Below are 18016 nucleotides of genomic sequence, written 5' to 3'. Positions count from 1 at the left end.
TTCAACACGGTGTCGATAAAATGAATTATATCAGCCCCAAAACGTTAATCCTATTTGCAATTTCCCTAAAACTGTCGACTAATTGACAGAATGGGTCGATTCGTTGACGAAATATCAATAAAGAATGTAGAGGGATGAACATGGATACGAAAAAGAGGGTAGATCCACGCACGATTCGTACAAAAAAGATGATAAAGGAAGCCGTTTTTTCATTATTGGCGGATCATGTGGAGATTTCCCAATTAACGGTTCAAAAAATCACCAGTCGTGCGGGGTTGAATCGGGCAACGTTTTACCTGCACTACGAAGATATTAACGATTTACTGCGCCAGTTGCTGCATGAAATCTTTGACGACCTTTCTAAGAAAGTGGAGCCGTTATTAAAAATAGGGGGGAGCAACGAACCCGAACATATTGCCACCTTATTGAGTTATTTCCAAGAGCACCGGAAGGTCTTTGCTGTAATAGTGGAGCATAAGAGCTTTGCAGGCCACCTGTCCAACCTATTGAAGAACACGATTGAAAAACGGAGAATGGTGGGGAAGCCAGACCCCACCAAGCAACTGGTCTCTATTGATGTGATGATATCGTCCCTGATGGGAATTATGATGTGGTGGATTAAGGATGGCAGCGAATATAGCGCGGAGTACATAGCCAGTCAAATGACTTTGTTATATAAACGAAGATATTTATAAGCAGAGAGGAGCAACACCCATGGAAGTAACCGCGCAGGAAGTAGCGGAATGGATGGTCAAGGAAATCAGGTTTCGAGGGACGTTATATCAGGCGGATGCCATCGAGTATGTGAAAGTTCATTTCGGTGAATCCTTTGTGTTCGTGAATGAGAACGGAAATGCTTCGCTGTCCAAAGAGGTGAAGAAGGCCTTCCGCAAGCAGCATGGCGGCCGAATTGCCTGGGACCGCGACGGATTTTTTTGGGCTTGGACCTAAGCGGGGAGGATAAATCAATGTATATCGTATCTCGGTCACAACCGTTGCAAGAGAGCCAGAGTCAACTGCTCACGAGTGAGGACTTGGCTCTGTACCCGGCAGGCTACGTTCAGTTCATACAGAGATGGGGTGAAGGGACTTACAGAGGTTGGATGAATGTCCAATTGCCCGATACAGAGGTACTGAAGCCCTTCGCTGATTATGGGTTATGGGAATTTGACGAGGATAGTCCCATTCAAGAGCAGCAAATTAGCGAGTGTATCTCGATAGGTACAACGGTAGATGGTGACTTTCTGGCGGTGCATCCCAAGGCCGGACTGCTCTGGCTGCCCCGTCATGCAGATCAGGTCAAGGCAATTTCGTTAGAACAGGAACAGGCTGCACAGACGGCGGGGGACGACGATACGTATTCTTTAGTGCTTGATGATATCTACCGCCAGGTGTACGAACGCAGCCAGGAGGACGGCGTTTATTATGAGCCGTGGACAGGCACACGGAGTCATGTCTTTTTGCATTTGCAGACAGGGGAAGGCCAGCCTTCGCTACCCGAATTGGCCGGAGAGTGCCGGGCAGCCTATCCGCCCGACTTTTCCATAGAGACTCCCTATGTTTGCCTCCTGTTCTATCGACAACTGGAAGGCTATATACGTTTTAACTATGCCTATGAGAAAGAAGTAGCTGTCTTCTACGAGTTGGATAGGGAGCAGGCATTCAGCGTTATGCAGCAATGGCTTGTATCCAAAGGCTGCAAGATTATGGCCTAAAACAGGACCAGAAGAGTGGAGTGGTACAATGATCGTCCTATTAGCGCATGATTTTGCGTACCCACTTCACCTTGTCGCCATAAGGCGGGAACAAGAACGGGATGTCGAGCTTTGTACTTTTGCTCAGCACACTTTTGGTATGGGAGAACAGCTCGAAGCTGTGTTTGCCATGATAGGCACCGATGCCGGCATGGCCTACTCCACCAAAGGGCAACTGAGGGTTGGCCACATGGCTGATCGTATCATTCACGCAGCCTCCGCCGAAGGAGACACGGCTCAGCACCTCCCGTTCAACAAGGGAATCCTCTGTGAACAAATACAGCGCAAGCGGCTTGGGCCGACCATTCACTTGTTCAATGGCCTCATTCAGACTACCAAAGCTCACAATCGGCAGGATAGGTCCAAAGAGTTCGTCCTGCATCGCGGCATCTGACCAAGCGGCAGGGGCGAGTAGCGTTGGCTCAATGTAGAGCTCCTGCTTGAGGGCGTGACCCCCAACACGCACTTTGGCCTGATCCGCTTGCAAGATGCCTGCTAGCCGATCGAACTGACGTTCATTAACGATTCGTCCATAGTCGCCGCTCAATCTGGCATCGGTTCCGAAAAAAGCGGCGAGGACCAACTTCATCTTCTCCAGCAACGGCTCCTGAATCTCCTCATGAGCCAATACATAGTCCGGAGCAATACAAGTCTGGCCTGCATTCAACATCTTTCCCCAAATAATCCGTTTGGCAGCAACCTCCAGATTGGCCGTTCGATCCACAATAGCTGGGCTCTTGCCTCCCAGCTCAAGCGTGACGGGGATGAGGTTCTTGGCGGCCGCCTCCATCACAATCTTGCCTACAGGCACACTTCCTGTAAAGAAGATGTAGTCGAAGGGGGAGTGAATCAACGCCGAAGTAGTCTCCTTCTCGCCTTCAATGACACGGATATACGATTCATCGAAGGTATTTCCGATCAGCTTCTTGATGACCGCTGTGACCGCCGGGGTATTCTCCGAAGGCTTCAGGACGGCGGTGTTCCCGGCGGCAATAGCCCCAATCAGCGGTTCAATCAGTAGCTGGAACGGATAGTTAAAGGGGCCAATAATTAGAACGGTGCCATAAGGTTCCTTGTGCATATAGCTCTTGGCAAGTCCATGATACAGGGGTGTTCTGACTTTCTTTGGCTTCATCCACCGCTTAAGATGCTTGCTTGCGCTGCGAATGCTGTCCAGGGTGTAGCCAATCTCTGTAGCGTAGGCCTCAAATTCGCTCTTATGGAGATCCTGATACAGAGCCGATAATAGTTCCTGCTCATGCTGCCGGATTGCCCCAGACAGCTTCTCAAGCTGCTCCAGACGATATGTTGCGCTACGTGTGCAGCCGCTGTGGAAGGTCTGGCGATGCTCCCGAAGGATGTCTTCAATCTGCGCTTGTGTCCACGATTCCATTGCTTGTGTCCCCCTTACAACTGTACTTCCTTAAGGCTAGGCATTCCCGCTTGGGCGCCAAATTTCATGACGGAGAGCGAAGCGGCTCGCACGGCGAAGGCGAGAGATTGCTCCAGGCTCCATCCCGAGGCCAGACCAAAGCCAAGGGCTCCATTCAAGCAATCACCAGCTCCGGTGGTATCGACAGCCTTGACCATCGGCGCGGGAATCGTCATGGGCTGGTCATTTTGAAGATAAGAGGCGCCTTCACGCCCCCGGGTCAAAATCACTTTATGGCTGTAGTGACGGCTCCATTCATTTAACGCAGCTTGCCAATCCGATTCCACTTGGGATGCTTGCTGTTGCAGAGAACTGCTGTAGAAGGCGAACTCGGTCTCGTTGGGTGTAAAATAGTCAGCCAACGCCAAAATATGAGGGGTCAGCTCGCGGGCCGGTGCCGGATTAAGAATGGTTGGCACACCAGCTTCACGCGCAATTCGTAGAGCGGCTTCGACGCCATCCAGCGGAATTTCCAATTGCACGAGCAGAATATCGGCTTGGCGTATGGTCTCGGCTGACTGCTCAACCCGTTCAGCCGTTACATGTCCATTGGCACCGGGAACGATAATGATGCTGTTATCCTCGGGGGTGTGCACAATGGATGCCACACCGGTGTGCGTATCCGTAAGCTGGGAGACGTTGCTCGTAGAGACACCAAACCCCTCCAATTCAGCTAACATGGAGCGGCCGAAGGTATCGTCGCCCACAGCACCAATCATATCAACCTGGGCGCCAAGTCTGGCACAGGCCACCGCCTGGTTGGCGCCCTTGCCTCCTGGAATATAGTGAATAGACTCCCCAGTGAGCGTCTCGCCCGGTAAAGGCATCCGGCCAGAGGATACAACGAGATCTTGATTTAAACTGCCGACAACGGCAATACGTGGAATTTTCATAAGGAACTCCTCATCATGTATGGTGAAAAAAACGTCTAGAATCATAATTATAATAACTGTGTGGCAGAGTTAAGGCAAACGCGGACTATATAAGTTGAACTTATGTTTAACGCAAAGAAGCAGACGAGAAAATGTTCTTACGATCGCTGCCCCTCATGGATTTCTTTTATTCAATAAATTCTTATAAGGTAGAAATCCATTCCCAAAGGCGAACGCTCCGCTTCTTCAGAATCATTTTTCTCGCTTGCTTGTGTTGCCTTTTCTTTAATTCAACTTATATAGCGCATAAGATGTCTTGCCCACACCTAAGCCTAAAAGCCATTCGCTCATTTAAACAAAAGCAAGACCCCGGGAACGTTGTTGTAGTTCAACATTCATTCCCGGGGTCTTATCTATTCATCTGTGCCGTTACACTTCGAACTGAGCAACTTTTCCTTCTGTATCTACATAATCAATGACTGTGCGGCCTTGGTTCAGGTCAATATGCAGGGTGCAGCGTAGCTCACCTTGGGTCCATTCCAGCCGGACCTCATGGCTGGCTGATTCCAATACGTGGAACTCGCCGCCAAAGACAGGGTATTCATTGCGAAAGCGAATTAACGCGAGTAGGCGCTGAACGGCACCTTGGCCCACGGCCTGCTTGATCTCGTCCATACTGTAGTTATGGCGGTTGATCTCCCGACCTTCGCCCGTGCGGCGTACTTCCTCTTCATCGTTCTCTCCGAACAACAGTCCCACATAATACACCTGCGGAATACCCGGGGTGAAGAACTGGATGGCACGGGCCGCCAGATAAGCGTCGTCGTCACTACTCAGCACGGAATAGTAAGAACAGCGAATCTGATGCACATCAAATCCATCCTCATCCTTATGCTCGTCAGACACGATAAGACTGAGATTGGCCCCGCGCTCAAGGCAAGTATCGACCAGCTCACGCGCTTCCTTGGTGTCAATCATTCCGTCCAGGTCGGGCTTTACCGGGATGCCGTCATGGCAATCCAGCATGGTGAACTGCTTGGCGGGGCGCGTGGTTAGGTACTTCTTCAGCGCATCCGCATTTTTATTCAGGAGCGTATCCAGAATACGGTAGGGCAGAATGAAGTCATAAATCCAGAAGCCGTGCTCAGCCAGCTTATATTGAATGCTGTAGTGGGAATGAACCTCTGGTAATAATTCGATGTCCATTGAATCGGCCAGTTCCTTAATCCAGTCCAGGAACTCATAGATGTCGGGCTCCACGAAGAAGCAGCTTGTCCCAAGCTTCTTGATGATGTAGCCTACTGCATCCAGCCGCACAATCTTCACGTGATTCTTGCGGAAGTTCTCGAAGATATCCGTTAGCAGACGCTTGACCTGCTCTGAATGAATATCAAGGTCAATTTGCTCGGATGGATCGGTTTTGCCGAACGTCGTCCACACTTTTTCTTCTTCGCCCGTCTCTTCAATCGTGAAGGTGGAGTAGGGACGAGGGCGACGCAGGAACATTTTATCAATATCGGCTTGAACAGGTTGTCCATCGGCCCAGACTTTGTCTAACGTGAGGAACAAATCGGCATAGGGTGAACGTCTGCCTTGTTTCAGAAAATCCTGAAAATAAGCTGACTGCCGCGAAATATGATTGACCATCACATCCAGCAGGATATCATGCTTCTCGCCAATGGCTCGTACATCTTCCCAGGAGCCAAAGGCAGGCTCAATCTCGAAATACGTAAGTGGGGCAAATCCCCGGTCCCCCGAAGAAGGAAACGGAGGGAGGATATGAATGCCACCCTTGAAAATATCTGCAAAATGCTCATTCAGCACCTGGTTTAAGGTTTGCAAGCTCCCGCCCAGGGAATCAGGATACGTAATCAGTTGCACTTGATTGTGAATCGTCATGCTGCTTGTCCTCCTAGAGTTGGTACTTCGTCTTGAACGTCTCAAGTAGCGGTAAGTCGACGACGGCCCCTGTATATTGCAGCTTGTACGCGCTGACAGCCAGCCCGAATTCAAGCGCCTTGCCCACGGGATAGCCCTTCACAAGGGCGGCATAGAATCCGGACCAGTAGGCATCCCCGGCCCCTGTTGTGTCGGTGACCTCTGTTGCCAGCGTATCGAATTGCAAGGTCTCTTGTCCATTGGAGACGAGCGCACCATCCTTGCCCAAGGTCAGAATGACCAGCTTCACGCCCAGGTCGAGGAACTTCTGAAGCTGATTCTCCGGGGTGTCCTTTCCGAATAACCGCTCGGCATCATCTTCCGAAGGCTTGGCAATATCGACAAGGGGAAGAATGGTCTTCAAATATTGTACCCCATCTTCACCCTCTTCCCATAGGGCGGGATGATAATTGGGGTCGAAGCAGACGAGCGTTCCGTTCTGACGCGCTTCCTGAATCACTTGCTCTACGGCCGACCTAACGGGCTGTCTGGACAAGGGCCAGCAGGAGAAGTGAACGATCTTCGTCCGATGCAGCGCAGCACGTAGTTCCTCGGTGAAGCCCAAGCGGTAGTCGGCTCCCCGGTAGAAGATCGGAATGGGCGTAGACTGGCTCTTATTCACCACGACCAGGCTGGTGGATTCATTCACCCGCTGCACGCAGCTTGTATCCATCTCGGCTCTATTCAGATGCTCGACCAGAAATTGCCCCAGCCCATCCTCACCTACCGCAGATGCTACAAGGGGACGGATGCCTAATTTCTTGGTATTCATGGCAATATTTGCGGGCGAGCCGCCGAAATAGCGGTGATACGTCCCGTTCTCCAAGGTATCACCGTAATCGCCAGATATCATGTCCACTAGCAATTCACCAACCGTTAGCAGATCGAGGTCCTTCTCTTTAAATTCCACACTATGTTCAAAATCAAACATGGGTATTCCTCCTTAGTCAAAGCCCCTGATTGTTTTTCTTATAAGACATAGGAGAGATTCCCGTCACATTCTTAAAGAGCTTGGAGAAATAGAGGGAATCCGATATGCCCACGGAAGCCGAAATCTCCTGAATGTTAAGGTCTGTCTCCTGCAGCAGCACCTTGGCGTTCTGGATGCGAATCTTCCCGATATATTCCGGAATGGACATTCCGGTGATTCGCTTGAAGTAACGGGATAGATAGGAACGGCTGTAGTTAACGTGCTTGCACAGCATATCAACATCGATATGCATGTAATAATTTTGCTCAATGAACAGAACGGCTTGCTGCACCACACTTTCAGACCCGGTTCGCAGGCCAGCTTCGCCATAATGCTTGGTACCTTGCTCCACCAGGTGGAAGATATGCAGCAGATAACTGATGCATAGCAGTTGCCCGTCTTGCGACTCCGGAAGCTCCTGGATCAGCAGCAGCATTTTGTTGATGATAGTATGCGTAGTAATTCCTGTTAGGCAACAGTGATTTATATCCAGTCCCATCAGGCTCAAATAATAGGGAATATGCTTGCCGTTGAAGGAGACCCACATGATCTCCCAAGGGTCCTCGGGATCGGCATAGTAGAAGTGCTTCTCCCGGGGAATCAGCATGAACATGTCGCCCTGGCTCATTATTTTGTTAACATGATCGCCCTGCGTTAAGTAGCCTTTGCCGCTGATGACAAATACCATCTTGTAATTCTCCAGGACGCGTGGACCTACGACATGATCTTTGCCGCATTTTCGGTGACCTGCCCAGGTAATGTAAGGAGACTGCTCCATTTGCATTTTGGTTGGTGAGTGAAAATGTTGTACGATATGCTCTTCCATCCCTGCTTCACCCCCAGAGAGTTACCCGTAATGTTAATGATTTCAAAGAAAGCCCCATAAGGGGCGGAGCAAGGGGCCGGCCTATTCGGCGCCAGTCACCCATTGCTCTGTGAAGGAGAGAAATTTCATCGTGCGACGGTTGCCGAAAGAATAAGCCGCATGAATGCTTCCGTCCGCAGCTTGCATAATGCAAGGGTACTCGTATCGGCGGTTGCGAATCAGGTTCTTGTGGCCGCTGAAGCCTTCGCCCGTCTCCACATGGCGGCGGTATGGCCAGGTTCTGCCCTCATCCTCAGAGATAGCGACAGTAACCGGACAGCGTTCGAACGGCCAGACGGTGATATCCGGCTTGTCGTTGAAGCGCAAATCATTATAGATGATGGCGAGATTCCCGCTCTCAAGCTTAATGGCCGAAATGCTGGAGTTATTGTTCGGTAGCTCGGTGCGCACCGGCTCTGTCCAAGTATCTCCATTGTCGTCGGATTTGGCAAAATAAATATTGTCTGCTGCCCGGCTGCGGAACAGTCCGATCAGCTTGCCCGGTTCCATCTCAATCACGTTACAGTGAACGCGGCCACGACTCTCAGGAACCTCGACGCTGCGCCAAGTGGCCCCTTCGTCATCAGAGATATTCATAACCGTGATATCACTGCCGTTGCGAGTATTGTCATTGAAGCAGATCCAGTTCTCGAAGATCCATCTTCCGCTGGACAGAATCTGGATTTTCTGACGGCAGAACGATCCCTCGCGTGAGAACATAACTTCTGCCTGCCCCCAGGTATGTCCATTGTCCTTGGACACCTTGCGGTAAATTTTGGAGGTATATTGCAGGTTGAATTCGGGATGCTCATCCGCTGTACGGGCCCGCTGAGCCGTGTACATCACCCACAGTTCACCGTTCGGATGAAGGAATAAGGACGGGTTCTGCTCACTGAAGCCGTTATCGTCGGAGATTCTCACTGCAGGAGTCCAGGCCTCGGAGCCGGCAGCGAGGCGGGACATCACAATGCTGACATCCGAGTTGCCTTCATCGGAACCGGCAAACCAGACACAGAGCAAATCGCCATTAGGCAGCTCTTGCAGGTCGCAGGCATGACTTGTTTCAAAATCGCAAGGCAGCAAGGACTCTACGAGTCCAAGGCGGCGGTTGAAATACAGCTTGCCGTCTTCAGTAAGGTCATTGAGTTCGATCATTGGATTGTTTAACATAACGCGCTCCTTCGGTTAGCTATATTGGGTGGGGTTACTTCACGGAACCGATTAGAATCCCCTTCTTGAAATACTTCTGTACGAACGGATAGATCAGGACAATTGGGACCATGGCCACGAAGATGGCCGCAGCCTTCAGGTTGCCCGGATTCAGCATAATGCCGTTCTGGATAATCGTGCGGAAGGCGGTATTGGAATCCCCCGAACTGATAACCAGCCTTTTCAGCATAACCTGAATGGTCTGAAGGTCCGGATTTTGCAAGTAAATCAGCGGCATCAGGTATTGGTTCCAGATGAACACGGCGTAGAAGACGCCAATGGTCGCCAAGATCGGCTTGGAGATGGCCAGATAGACCTGACTCATAATCTGGAAATCGTTAGCTCCATCAATTTTGGCTGCTTCCTCAAGCTCAGGTGGCAGACCATCGAGGAAGGTCTTCGTAATAATCAGGAACTGTACGTTGATCGCATTGGGAATAATCATAACCAGCCAGTTGTCGACAAAGCCCAGTTTGTTCAGAACGACGTAGGCTGGGATAATCCCCGCTTCAAATACCCAGGTGAATACGAACAGGCTCATAATGATATAGCGCCCTTTTATCTGTTTGCGGGATAACACATAAGCTGTCATATACGTCAGCAGCAGGGCAACCACGGTGCCAAGAACCGTATAAATTCCTGAATTCAGCAGCCCCTTGAAAATGCCGAGGTTCGAATTCGTCAGAATATATTGATAGGCTTGCAGATTGGGGTTCTTCGGGAAGAACACTACATCCCCTGCGGCGATGCTTCTCCCATCACTGATGGAAAGAAAGAATATATACAGGAAAGGGTACGTGCAGATAAGAGCAATCAATAGTAGAAATAGGTTGTTGAAGATGTCGAACAGGCTGAATTTTTTCGTGCTCATCATCCCACTCCTTTCTCAGAATAGTCGCGTATCGGAATATTTAGTGGACAACTTGTTAGTGCCAACAACCAGAACATAGGCGACAACGGATTTCAGCAAGTTCACTGCCGTGCCGTAGCTGTATTCCGGGAATCCCGTGCTGGCGAAGGCCAGGCGGTATACATAAGTCTGAATGACGTCGGCTGTCTCGTAGACACTTTGGTTGTACATCAGCAAGATCCGGTCCAGATCGACCGTGAAAATATTACCCACACTGATAATCAGCATGATGGCAATCGTTGGCTTAAGGGATGGCAAGGTAATGTGAAGCATTTGCTGAAAGCGGCTGGCGCCGTCCAGCGAAGCTGATTCATAAACAGATGGATCAATCGCTGCCATGGCAGCAATATACACGATTGCTGAGTAGCCGAAGGTTTGCCATACCTGAAGTAATACATAGTTGCTGCGGAACCATCCGGGTTCAGCCATAAAGTAGATCGTATCCAGGCCCAGTCGGCCCAGAATATCGTTCACAAGACCAGTTGATGGCGAGAGCAGCGTATACAGAATGCTGACCATAACCGCCGAAGAGATGAAATAAGGTAAGAAACTTAGCGATTGCACGCTTCCCTTAATCCAGCGGACCCGTACCTCGTTCAGCAGTAAAGCGAACAGAATCGGAATGGGGAACGTGAATAGCAAGGAATAGAACGCGAGAATAATCGTGTTTTTGACGAGGGTCCAAATATAAGGGTCCTCGAAGATATGCATGAAGTGCGCAAGACCGACAAAAGGACTGCCCAGTACACCGCGGAAAGCGCTGAAATCTTGAAAAGCGATAATCATGCCACCCAGCGGAGCTAGCTTGAACAATACCAAGCTGATCAGACCAGGCAACAGCATGAGCAGCAGTAGCTTGTTAGTATTCATATAGGAGAGAAAACGCTGCATCCATGATTTGCGGGGAAGCTTCGTCATTCTTTCGCTTGTTATCACTTTCTCCACCACCCATTTATCTGTAGATTTGCTTAATTAGGGTCCGCGCCGTCCCTGGAGAGGATGGCGCGGATGATGATACTTATTTGTACATTGCGTCGTAAGCTTCTTGTTGAATGGCTACAATGTCCTTGTATCCTGCGGCTTCCATCTCACCGAGGAATGCATCCCATTCCGTCATTGCACGTTTACCAGTTACGAATTGAGTCACACCAGCGTTAACAGCTTCATTCACCTTGGAGGACAGGTCAGCTAGTTTCTTAGCTTGATCTGCTGTGTAAGTGACTTGCACGCCAGTCTTCAGATTCTCATCTGTGAACAACTCATGAGCTGCTTTGCGTACAAGCTCCGTATTCCAGGAGTAGAATGCATCGTTATCCATAGGTTTAGCAAAGGTAAGGCGGTCGTTCAGGAAAGACCAGCGTGGCTCGCCAGCAGGTGTTGCTTCCTGTTCGGAGAAGTCCACAATGTATTGCTTCTCTCCACGTTCTTCCTTATAGCTTTCCCCTTCAACGCCCCAGGATACCAGTGTTTGTCCTTCTTCGGAATAGAGGTAATCCAGGAACTTGATAATCGTTTCTGCTTTGTCTTCGCTGTCTGCGTTAACAACCATAGCTCTTAAAATGTTGTATTGTGTTTCTGTGTTCTGTACCGATGGGTTTCCGTTCAGGTCCTTCAGATAAGGCAGAATAGCAATCGTATAGTCCGGATCATTTTCGGGTCCGCCGTTATCCAGGAACCATGATGGACGTGTCAGATAGTCATAGCTGAGGGTGCCTTGTCCAGTCAGCATCTTCGATTCCCAGCTCTCCTCAGTACCGGAGCCAGCTACCCATTCGGGATCAATCAAACCTTCATCATAAAGCGTTTTGTACCATTCCACCATGTGCTTGTACCCTTCCGAGTAGAGGTCGGTACCTGTTTTACCATTGCCATATATGCCTCTGGATACACCATCATCATAGTTGGCGGCTGCATTGAAGGCACTTTGGAAGCGAATGTAGCCTTCACGGCCGACCATCGGATAATAGTTCTTGTCAGTTGCTCCGTAATGCGCTTTCAATTTGCGCATGGCGTCAGTCAACTCGTCGATCGTTTGAGGCACAGTTGTAATTCCAGCCTTGTTAAAGTGATCGGCACGATAGAAGATGAAGTCCGCAAACCGCGGTGCTTCGGAGACTAAGCCGAAGATTTGTCCGTCTTCATTGGTAATCAGTGTTTTGTAAGTTGGGTTCGCTTCAATATAGGCTTTGATATTGGGACCAAATTCCTCGATATAAGGAGCCAGATCGACAAATGCACCTTGCGCACCGTACACGGTAGCTTGCGAGATCGACACGATACCTGAATCAGGGAAGGTGCGGCTGATGATCTTCTGGTCTACGGAAGCATAGTATTCATCGTCATTGGAGCCGCCCGGAACGAATTCCACGGTGGTGCTAGTTGCCTCCTCCACATATGGATACCACTTGTCCTCTTTCAACCAATTAATGAACTTGTCATGCATCAGATAGGAAAAGCTGCCGCTGGCACTTCCTCCTGTATTAGTATTTCCGTTGTTACCTTTGTTCGTGTTGGCATTTGGCGAGCAGGCAGTTAATATACTACCTACCATAAGCAAGGTAGCAAAGACTAAATAAAACGCTTTCTTTTTTCTCAACTTGTGTTCCCCCTCTTAATGTAATTTGAAGCATTGTAGGTGTTTCTATAATTAGTATCTCACGACCTAATTATATTATTAATGCAAAAATAGCTATACCTCATGGAATTTTGCGCACAAAACCTTTTTTGTGCTATTTCTTTTTTTAATTAGTTGCATTTTGCAATAACATTAACGAATTTCATAGTAAACCTCTCTCCGTGTAATTAGCCACCATCTGGCGTACTTCTTTGAGTGCCTGTGGCGTCAAAGGAGCGACGGGACGACGGGACGGTCCTGCCGACAAACCGATCTCTTCGAGTACCGCTTTTAACACCGAAGGTAAGGTACCGAGTGCGAAGGCCGCCCGCAATTCGCGGAGAACGCGTTGTGCCTGTTCGGCCTGCTCATATTCACCACGGCTCCAATGTTCATAAATGGACACCACCGTGGATGGGAAAATGTTGGCTGTTGCCGCGATAGCCCCCTTGGCCCCTGACATAAGCCCGGATAAGATCAGTGAATCGGTTCCGGCAAGTACAGAGAACGAATCCGGTGTGCGGTCAATCAGTTGCAGGATGTTATCGAAGCTGCCGCTGCTGTCCTTGATGCCCACTATGTTTGGTAACTCAGCCAGCTTGGCTACGGTCTGCACGGTGAGCGTATTGCCTGTACGGGCCGGAATGGTGTAAAGCACGATAGGGAGCGATGTATCTCCTGCTACAGCCTCAAAGTGATATTGTAGCTCTGGCTGCGTATAGGTCAGAAAATACGGCGTGATGACCGATAGTGCATCGGCTCCAGCTTGCTCCAGTCGCTGAGCAAGACGGCGGGTCTCGCTCGTTCCGGGACAGCCTGCCCCGGCATACACCGGCACGCGTCCTTCTGTCTCGTCGATTACGATCTGCGCAACGGTCAGCTTCTCTTCAAACGAAAGGTTAAAGAATTCTCCATTGGTACCGAGGCAAAAAAGTCCATGCACTCCGGCTTCGATATAACGGTTGACCATCTCTCGCAAGGCCTTCTCGTCGATCTCCTCCTGGGAATTGAACGGAGTGACCATTGCAGGTATAATTCCCTTTACTTCGAGCATCAATCTCAGTCCTTCCTTGTTGGTTCATGTGTCTATATCTTCAGAATCATTTTTCTCGCTTGCTTGTTCTGCCATATCTTAATTCAACTTATAGCTCTGATTCAGCCGGAGCCAGCTCGACGGCAGAACGGATCGCTGCCAGCATGCTTCGTTCATCTGCAATGCCTTTACCGGCAATATCAAAGGCTGTACCGTGGTCAACGGAGGTGCGGATAATACCGCCCTTCAGTCCGATGGTGATATTGACGCCTTCTTCGATGCCAAGCACCTTGATCGGCGTATGACCCTGGTCGTGATAGCAGGCTACAACGATGTCGAAGTCTCCGCGCATGGCTCGGTAGAACAAGGTGTCTGCCGGTGCTGGACCAAATACATCCATGCCTTCTGCCCGTGCTTTCTCTACGGCAGGAACCAGCTTCTCTTCTTCCTCACCGTTGCCGAACAAGCCATTCTCCCCCGCATGAGGATTGATTCCACACAGGGCGATGCGTGGATGCTCATTGCCTGCTGTTCGCAGCACCTGATCTGCTAGCTTCAGTACATTGTAGGTACGCTCTGGAGTAATCATCTCTACAGCCTTGATTAGCCCAACATGAGTCGTGAGATGAATGACCTTGAGTTGGCCTGTGGACAGCATCATGGAGAAATCTTCGGTCTCGGTCAGCTTGGCCAAAATTTCTGTATGCCCCGGATAGAGATGGCCTCCCTTGTGTAGGGCTTCCTTGTTAAGTGGAGCCGTACAGATGGCCTGAACTTCGCCAGCCTTGGCTAACTCCACGGCCTTGGCAATATAATGGAATGCTGCATTTCCCGCTGCGGCAGACAGTTGCCCGAAAGGCAACGCTTCTGGCAGCAGATGTAGGTCGATGCAATCAATACTTCCTTGCTCGAAACGCGCTTCCGCCACTTTCTCCACCGTGTGAATTTTCAGATCATTCTGACCTGAGATTACGGCTGCTCGCTCTAGCGTATCGGCGTCACCAATGACAATCGGATGACACATGTCGTAAACATCAGCATGGGACAGCGCTTTCACGATGATCTCAGGCCCAACACCGGCTGCATCCCCCATCGTAATGGCAATAATCGGCTTCATATGCTCACACCTCTCTGCAAGGCCTTCATGGAGCGAACCAATACTTGATCGCTGCCGAAAGCTCCTGCTTTCGTAATAATATATCTGCCTGATTCACCCGGCGTCCGTCCAAGCGGAACCCCGTTCTCCACCTCATCAATCAGCTTGATTTCTACATCGCTTAAATGGTGGCAGACTTGCTTTGCGGTATCTCCTCCGGTCAATACCATATGGCGGATTCCGCATTCGGCGATAATATCAGCAGCCACCCGGCCTAGTTCCGCACTAATGCGCTCGCCAATCTCTGTAGGGCTTAGCCCATTGCTCTCCCCGAGCTTGCGAACTCGTTCAACTTCTTCCGGATCGCCTGAGGTATAGAGAGCTACATGCTTACCATCTTGCGAAATTCTGTCAATGGCCAGCTTGCGGACCCGGTCTAATTCTATTTCACAAGAGTCAGGGAACAGCAGCTTGCTTGACTCAACCACGATAGCCGAGACGTTTTCCTCCTTCACCAGTTCAGTGAGTTGCCTACGTGACCACGGGTTGACGCTGCCGACCACAATAATCACACAGTTCGCATCGTTATACAGGGAATTTCTGGTAGGCGATGCTGGTTTTTCGCCCGATAATATCATATTAGCTTGCTTTGGATCTTCTCTCATAGTGCGGAGAATTTGCGCCGTCAAAGCGCCAGCCAAGCCGGCAGATCCGGCCCATACCACTTTCGGGTGACCGACCCCTTCGGGGAATAAAGAGGCGATCAAGGCCAAATCCTCTTCCCGGTCTGCATCAAACACCAGATAGGGAATTCCTGAATTACGGTATCCAGCAATCCGTTCATCCAGCTTGGCGCGTTCTCCTCTAAGCCATTCCAATGAGATGAGGGCCGACGGATGGCGGCTTTGCCGCTCAAGAATAGCTGAGAAGGTGGATTCTGTAGCGGGATGTTTGGGATCATAAGCCATCTCTGTCTCATGTAGCGGCCTTCCGTTCACATACACAATCCCGTTCTTTAACGTGCGACCAGCCCTGGGAAAAGAAGGGGCGATGACAATAAAGTCAGGCTGCAGCGTCTCATACACAGCATCCAATTCACTACCAATATTTCCACGCAGCGTGGAATCAAACTTCTTGTATACGACAGGAGCGGAGGCTTCTCCACCACGCTCGAGGAACAGACAGACATCCTTGACTCTCTGATAAGCCTCCAGGGGAGGGAGAGAGCGGCTGTCGGTATCAAATACAACGGCTTCTTGTTCGCCGCCCGTTTTTAGCTCAAGCAGTACAGAGGTGGCCAAGCCTTGACGAGCCATCTGCACGCCTGTATCGTTTGCTCCGGTTAAGTCATCTGCGATGACGGCAATGTTCATTTTTCTACCCCCCCTCCATACAACCAATACACAAGTACGGCTCGATACTGCTCCAGAGGCAGTTATTTATTTTTTTAGAGGTTGTTCAAAAGTCGTTTTCTCCGAAAACGTGTAGCTCCGCTACTCAGCCCCTAGCTTCATCCAACCTTCTCGGTCCTATAAATCCGGCTTTTGAACATGTACTTAAATGTTAGTCTTTTTTTAATTTACGCCATAGGGTCGAGCGATTGATGCCAAGCCGCTTGGCGGCGAGGGACTGGTTCATATCCTCCTGCTCCAGCACGGTGCGGATAATATCTCGCTCGATGTCCTCCAGCGGTTGCCGCAGGTTCAATCCATCTTTGCTGAGGTCCGGAGCCAATTCGCTCTGAGCTTTCCGACTTCCTTCCTCCAGCAAGGTCAACGCTTCCTGTTCAATGAACGGTCCTTCCGCTGCGGAGACAAACAGGTCCATCACTGTGCGTAGCTCGGTAAAATTACCCTGCCATGGGTGCGCCAGGAGCACTTCCATGACTTCCTCGCGAATCCCCACAATCTGCTTGCCTTGACGTTCATTCGTCCAAATCAGGCAGGCACGGATGCTACGTTCCAGCCAGGATGTATCTCGTAAGGCGGAAAGGGAGAAGTTGCGGCTTTGAAAGCTGCGAAGCATCTTGCCAGCCAGTTGTTCCTCAGTAGCAAGTGTCTCCGGGTCTCGATCAAATAGGAACACCGTCTTCACCTTGCGCTTAAGGATGAACTCTGCCAGCTCTCTCTGCTGCTTAGCAGAAAGGATCTCAGCTCCTTCAATAGCAGTGACGCGACCACCGCCGTACAGCATCAGTTCCATCATGACCTTCAGCACTTCTTCCGACGATTGGCGAATCTTGAGGTACAGGATGCCGTCTCGGGATTCCGCAATTGTGGCATTAATAATGTAGCGCTTGCGCCCGCTGCCCTTTTCACCATATACAGCTACCGGATAAGCCAGAAAGTCCGCTTCTTGCCGATCTTCTTCCTGATGGGAGAAGTAAGGGGCATCGGCCAGAAGGTAGCTGGCGGTGAGACCGATATGTTCGGGTTCCTCGTTGGACGCAAGTAGCATATAGAGCTGTCGTTCATCGGTAATGGGTAGGGATTGTACCTGTATAACCAGACCTTGTTCCGGTTCATGAACGGCTGTTGTCCGGTCAAATTCTGCTCCCCGACTAACATCGCGCAGCATTTCACGCAGCCCTGGATATAGAGTGTACAACGTATCTGCTGTGTCAGGGAGCTTCAGCAGTTGCTTGAAGCAGGAGTTAGCGAACTTCAGCTTGCCGCCTTGATCTACAGCCGCATACCCACCTTGCAACTTGCCTAGCATGGACTCGTACATCTCGTTCTTGTTCCGCAGCTTCTCAGCCGATTTATGGAGCTGTCTTGCCCGCGAGAACGCTTCCATTAAAGACTCTTTGCCGGAGGTGATCAGCACGCCCTGCATTCCGCTTTCCGCTGCCATTTTGACCGTGATGCTGTCACCAATGACCACCTGAATGCCTCTGGCCTTGGCATCTGCCAGGGCAGCTTCAACTTCCTGCTCTTGATGGATTACCTTGTAAGAGATATTGACCTCCATCAAGCTGGACACGGACATGAAGCCTTCAATAATGTTGGGAAATCCAATCATTTCACATTTGGCATTATATCCTTTTACCAGGGTCAGAATTCGCAGTATGTCGAATCCAGAAACAGGAATCTCTACAACTGGCAGGTAAGAGTGCTCTTGCAGCAGCTTGGCGGTACCGCCTCTACTGATAATGACGTCATAGCCTTCCATGTGAATACGACTAATCAGCGGCAGCACCCTGGACAAATCTCCATGCTCTACAACAACTTCGAACTCCTGCAATTCATCCTGCAAGCTTAACGTTAATTCAGATAACCCCGGGTAAGGAGCAATGACGATGGTTTTAATTTTCATGCAACGAC

16 protein-coding genes are annotated in these 18016 nt (G+C 50.2%); 3 read left to right on the top strand and 13 right to left on the bottom strand.

From position 1 onward, the window contains the following. Nucleotides 1-140 precede the first annotated feature (140 nt). From BN3279_RS09455 to BN3279_RS09445, 3 genes are read left to right on the top strand one after another with little or no spacing between them, the layout of a single operon-like run. Nucleotides 141-695, top strand: coding sequence for a TetR/AcrR family transcriptional regulator (locus BN3279_RS09455; protein ID WP_059050361.1), 555 nt, complete (start codon nt 141-143; stop codon nt 693-695). Nucleotides 696-714: 19 nt separating this feature from the next. Further along, nucleotides 715-951 carry a DUF6953 family protein gene (locus tag BN3279_RS09450; protein WP_059050360.1) on the top strand — a complete coding sequence of 79 codons (237 nt, stop codon included), beginning with the start codon at nt 715-717 and terminating at the stop codon, nt 949-951. 17 nt (nt 952-968) lie between these two features. Further along, on the top strand, nt 969-1715 hold the full coding sequence (locus tag BN3279_RS09445) for a hypothetical protein (protein WP_059050359.1): 747 nt from the start codon (nt 969-971) through the stop codon (nt 1713-1715). 40 nt (nt 1716-1755) lie between these two features. Here the strand turns inward: BN3279_RS09445 and BN3279_RS09440 are convergent, their stop codons facing one another. From BN3279_RS09440 to BN3279_RS09380, 13 genes are all read right to left on the bottom strand, one after another. Then, nucleotides 1756-3147 (bottom strand): aldehyde dehydrogenase, encoded by a 1392-nt coding sequence (locus BN3279_RS09440; RefSeq protein WP_059050358.1) that lies wholly within the window; start codon nt 3145-3147, stop codon nt 1756-1758. Nucleotides 3148-3161: 14 nt separating this feature from the next. After that, nucleotides 3162-4079 carry a ribokinase gene (gene rbsK / locus BN3279_RS09435; RefSeq protein WP_059050357.1) on the bottom strand — a complete coding sequence of 306 codons (918 nt, stop codon included), beginning with the start codon at nt 4077-4079 and terminating at the stop codon, nt 3162-3164. 408 nt (nt 4080-4487) lie between these two features. Further along, nucleotides 4488-5957: a sucrose phosphorylase gene (gtfA, locus tag BN3279_RS09430; RefSeq protein WP_059050356.1), complete on the bottom strand. Its 1470-nt coding sequence runs from the start codon at nt 5955-5957 to the stop codon at nt 4488-4490. Nucleotides 5958-5970: 13 nt separating this feature from the next. Continuing rightward, on the bottom strand, nt 5971-6927 hold the full coding sequence (locus tag BN3279_RS09425; protein WP_059050355.1) for a carbohydrate kinase family protein: 957 nt from the start codon (nt 6925-6927) through the stop codon (nt 5971-5973). 16 nt (nt 6928-6943) lie between these two features. Beyond that, on the bottom strand, nt 6944-7792 hold the full coding sequence (locus tag BN3279_RS09420) for an AraC family transcriptional regulator (RefSeq protein ID WP_059050354.1): 849 nt from the start codon (nt 7790-7792) through the stop codon (nt 6944-6946). Nucleotides 7793-7873: 81 nt separating this feature from the next. Next, nucleotides 7874-9001, bottom strand: coding sequence for a sialidase family protein (locus BN3279_RS09415; RefSeq protein ID WP_198343576.1), 1128 nt, complete (start codon nt 8999-9001; stop codon nt 7874-7876). A 34-nt stretch (nt 9002-9035) separates the two neighbouring features. Beyond that, complete coding sequence (locus tag BN3279_RS09410) at nt 9036-9911, bottom strand: carbohydrate ABC transporter permease (protein ID WP_059050353.1); 876 nt, start codon at nt 9909-9911, stop codon at nt 9036-9038. Between the two features lie 15 nt (nt 9912-9926). After that, nucleotides 9927-10868: an ABC transporter permease gene (locus BN3279_RS09405; protein WP_059050352.1), complete on the bottom strand. Its 942-nt coding sequence runs from the start codon at nt 10866-10868 to the stop codon at nt 9927-9929. A gap of 100 nt (nt 10869-10968) precedes the next feature. After that, nucleotides 10969-12546 carry a type 2 periplasmic-binding domain-containing protein gene (locus tag BN3279_RS09400; RefSeq protein ID WP_059050351.1) on the bottom strand — a complete coding sequence of 526 codons (1578 nt, stop codon included), beginning with the start codon at nt 12544-12546 and terminating at the stop codon, nt 10969-10971. 181 nt (nt 12547-12727) lie between these two features. After that, nucleotides 12728-13618, bottom strand: coding sequence for a 4-hydroxy-tetrahydrodipicolinate synthase (dapA, locus tag BN3279_RS09395; protein ID WP_059050350.1), 891 nt, complete (start codon nt 13616-13618; stop codon nt 12728-12730). Nucleotides 13619-13706: 88 nt separating this feature from the next. Then, the gene (gene pdxA / locus BN3279_RS09390) at nt 13707-14714 is read right to left on the bottom strand and encodes a 4-hydroxythreonine-4-phosphate dehydrogenase PdxA (RefSeq protein WP_059050349.1); all 1008 of its coding nucleotides are present in this window, start codon (nt 14712-14714) and stop codon (nt 13707-13709) included. After that, entirely contained in the window at nt 14711-16066 is a 1356-nt protein-coding gene (locus BN3279_RS09385; protein WP_059050348.1) for a four-carbon acid sugar kinase family protein, read from the bottom strand. Before BN3279_RS09385 ends, pdxA begins: the two co-directional genes overlap by 4 nt. Before the next feature lie 190 nt (nt 16067-16256). Then, nucleotides 16257-18008 carry a PrpR N-terminal domain-containing protein gene (locus BN3279_RS09380; RefSeq protein ID WP_059050347.1) on the bottom strand — a complete coding sequence of 584 codons (1752 nt, stop codon included), beginning with the start codon at nt 18006-18008 and terminating at the stop codon, nt 16257-16259. Nucleotides 18009-18016: the final 8 nt, after the last annotated feature.

This window comes from Paenibacillus senegalimassiliensis (assembly GCF_001486585.1).
Taxonomy (GTDB): Bacteria; Bacillota; Bacilli; order Paenibacillales; family Paenibacillaceae; genus Fontibacillus; species Fontibacillus senegalimassiliensis.
This window is presented reverse-complemented; position numbering and strand designations above follow the sequence as displayed.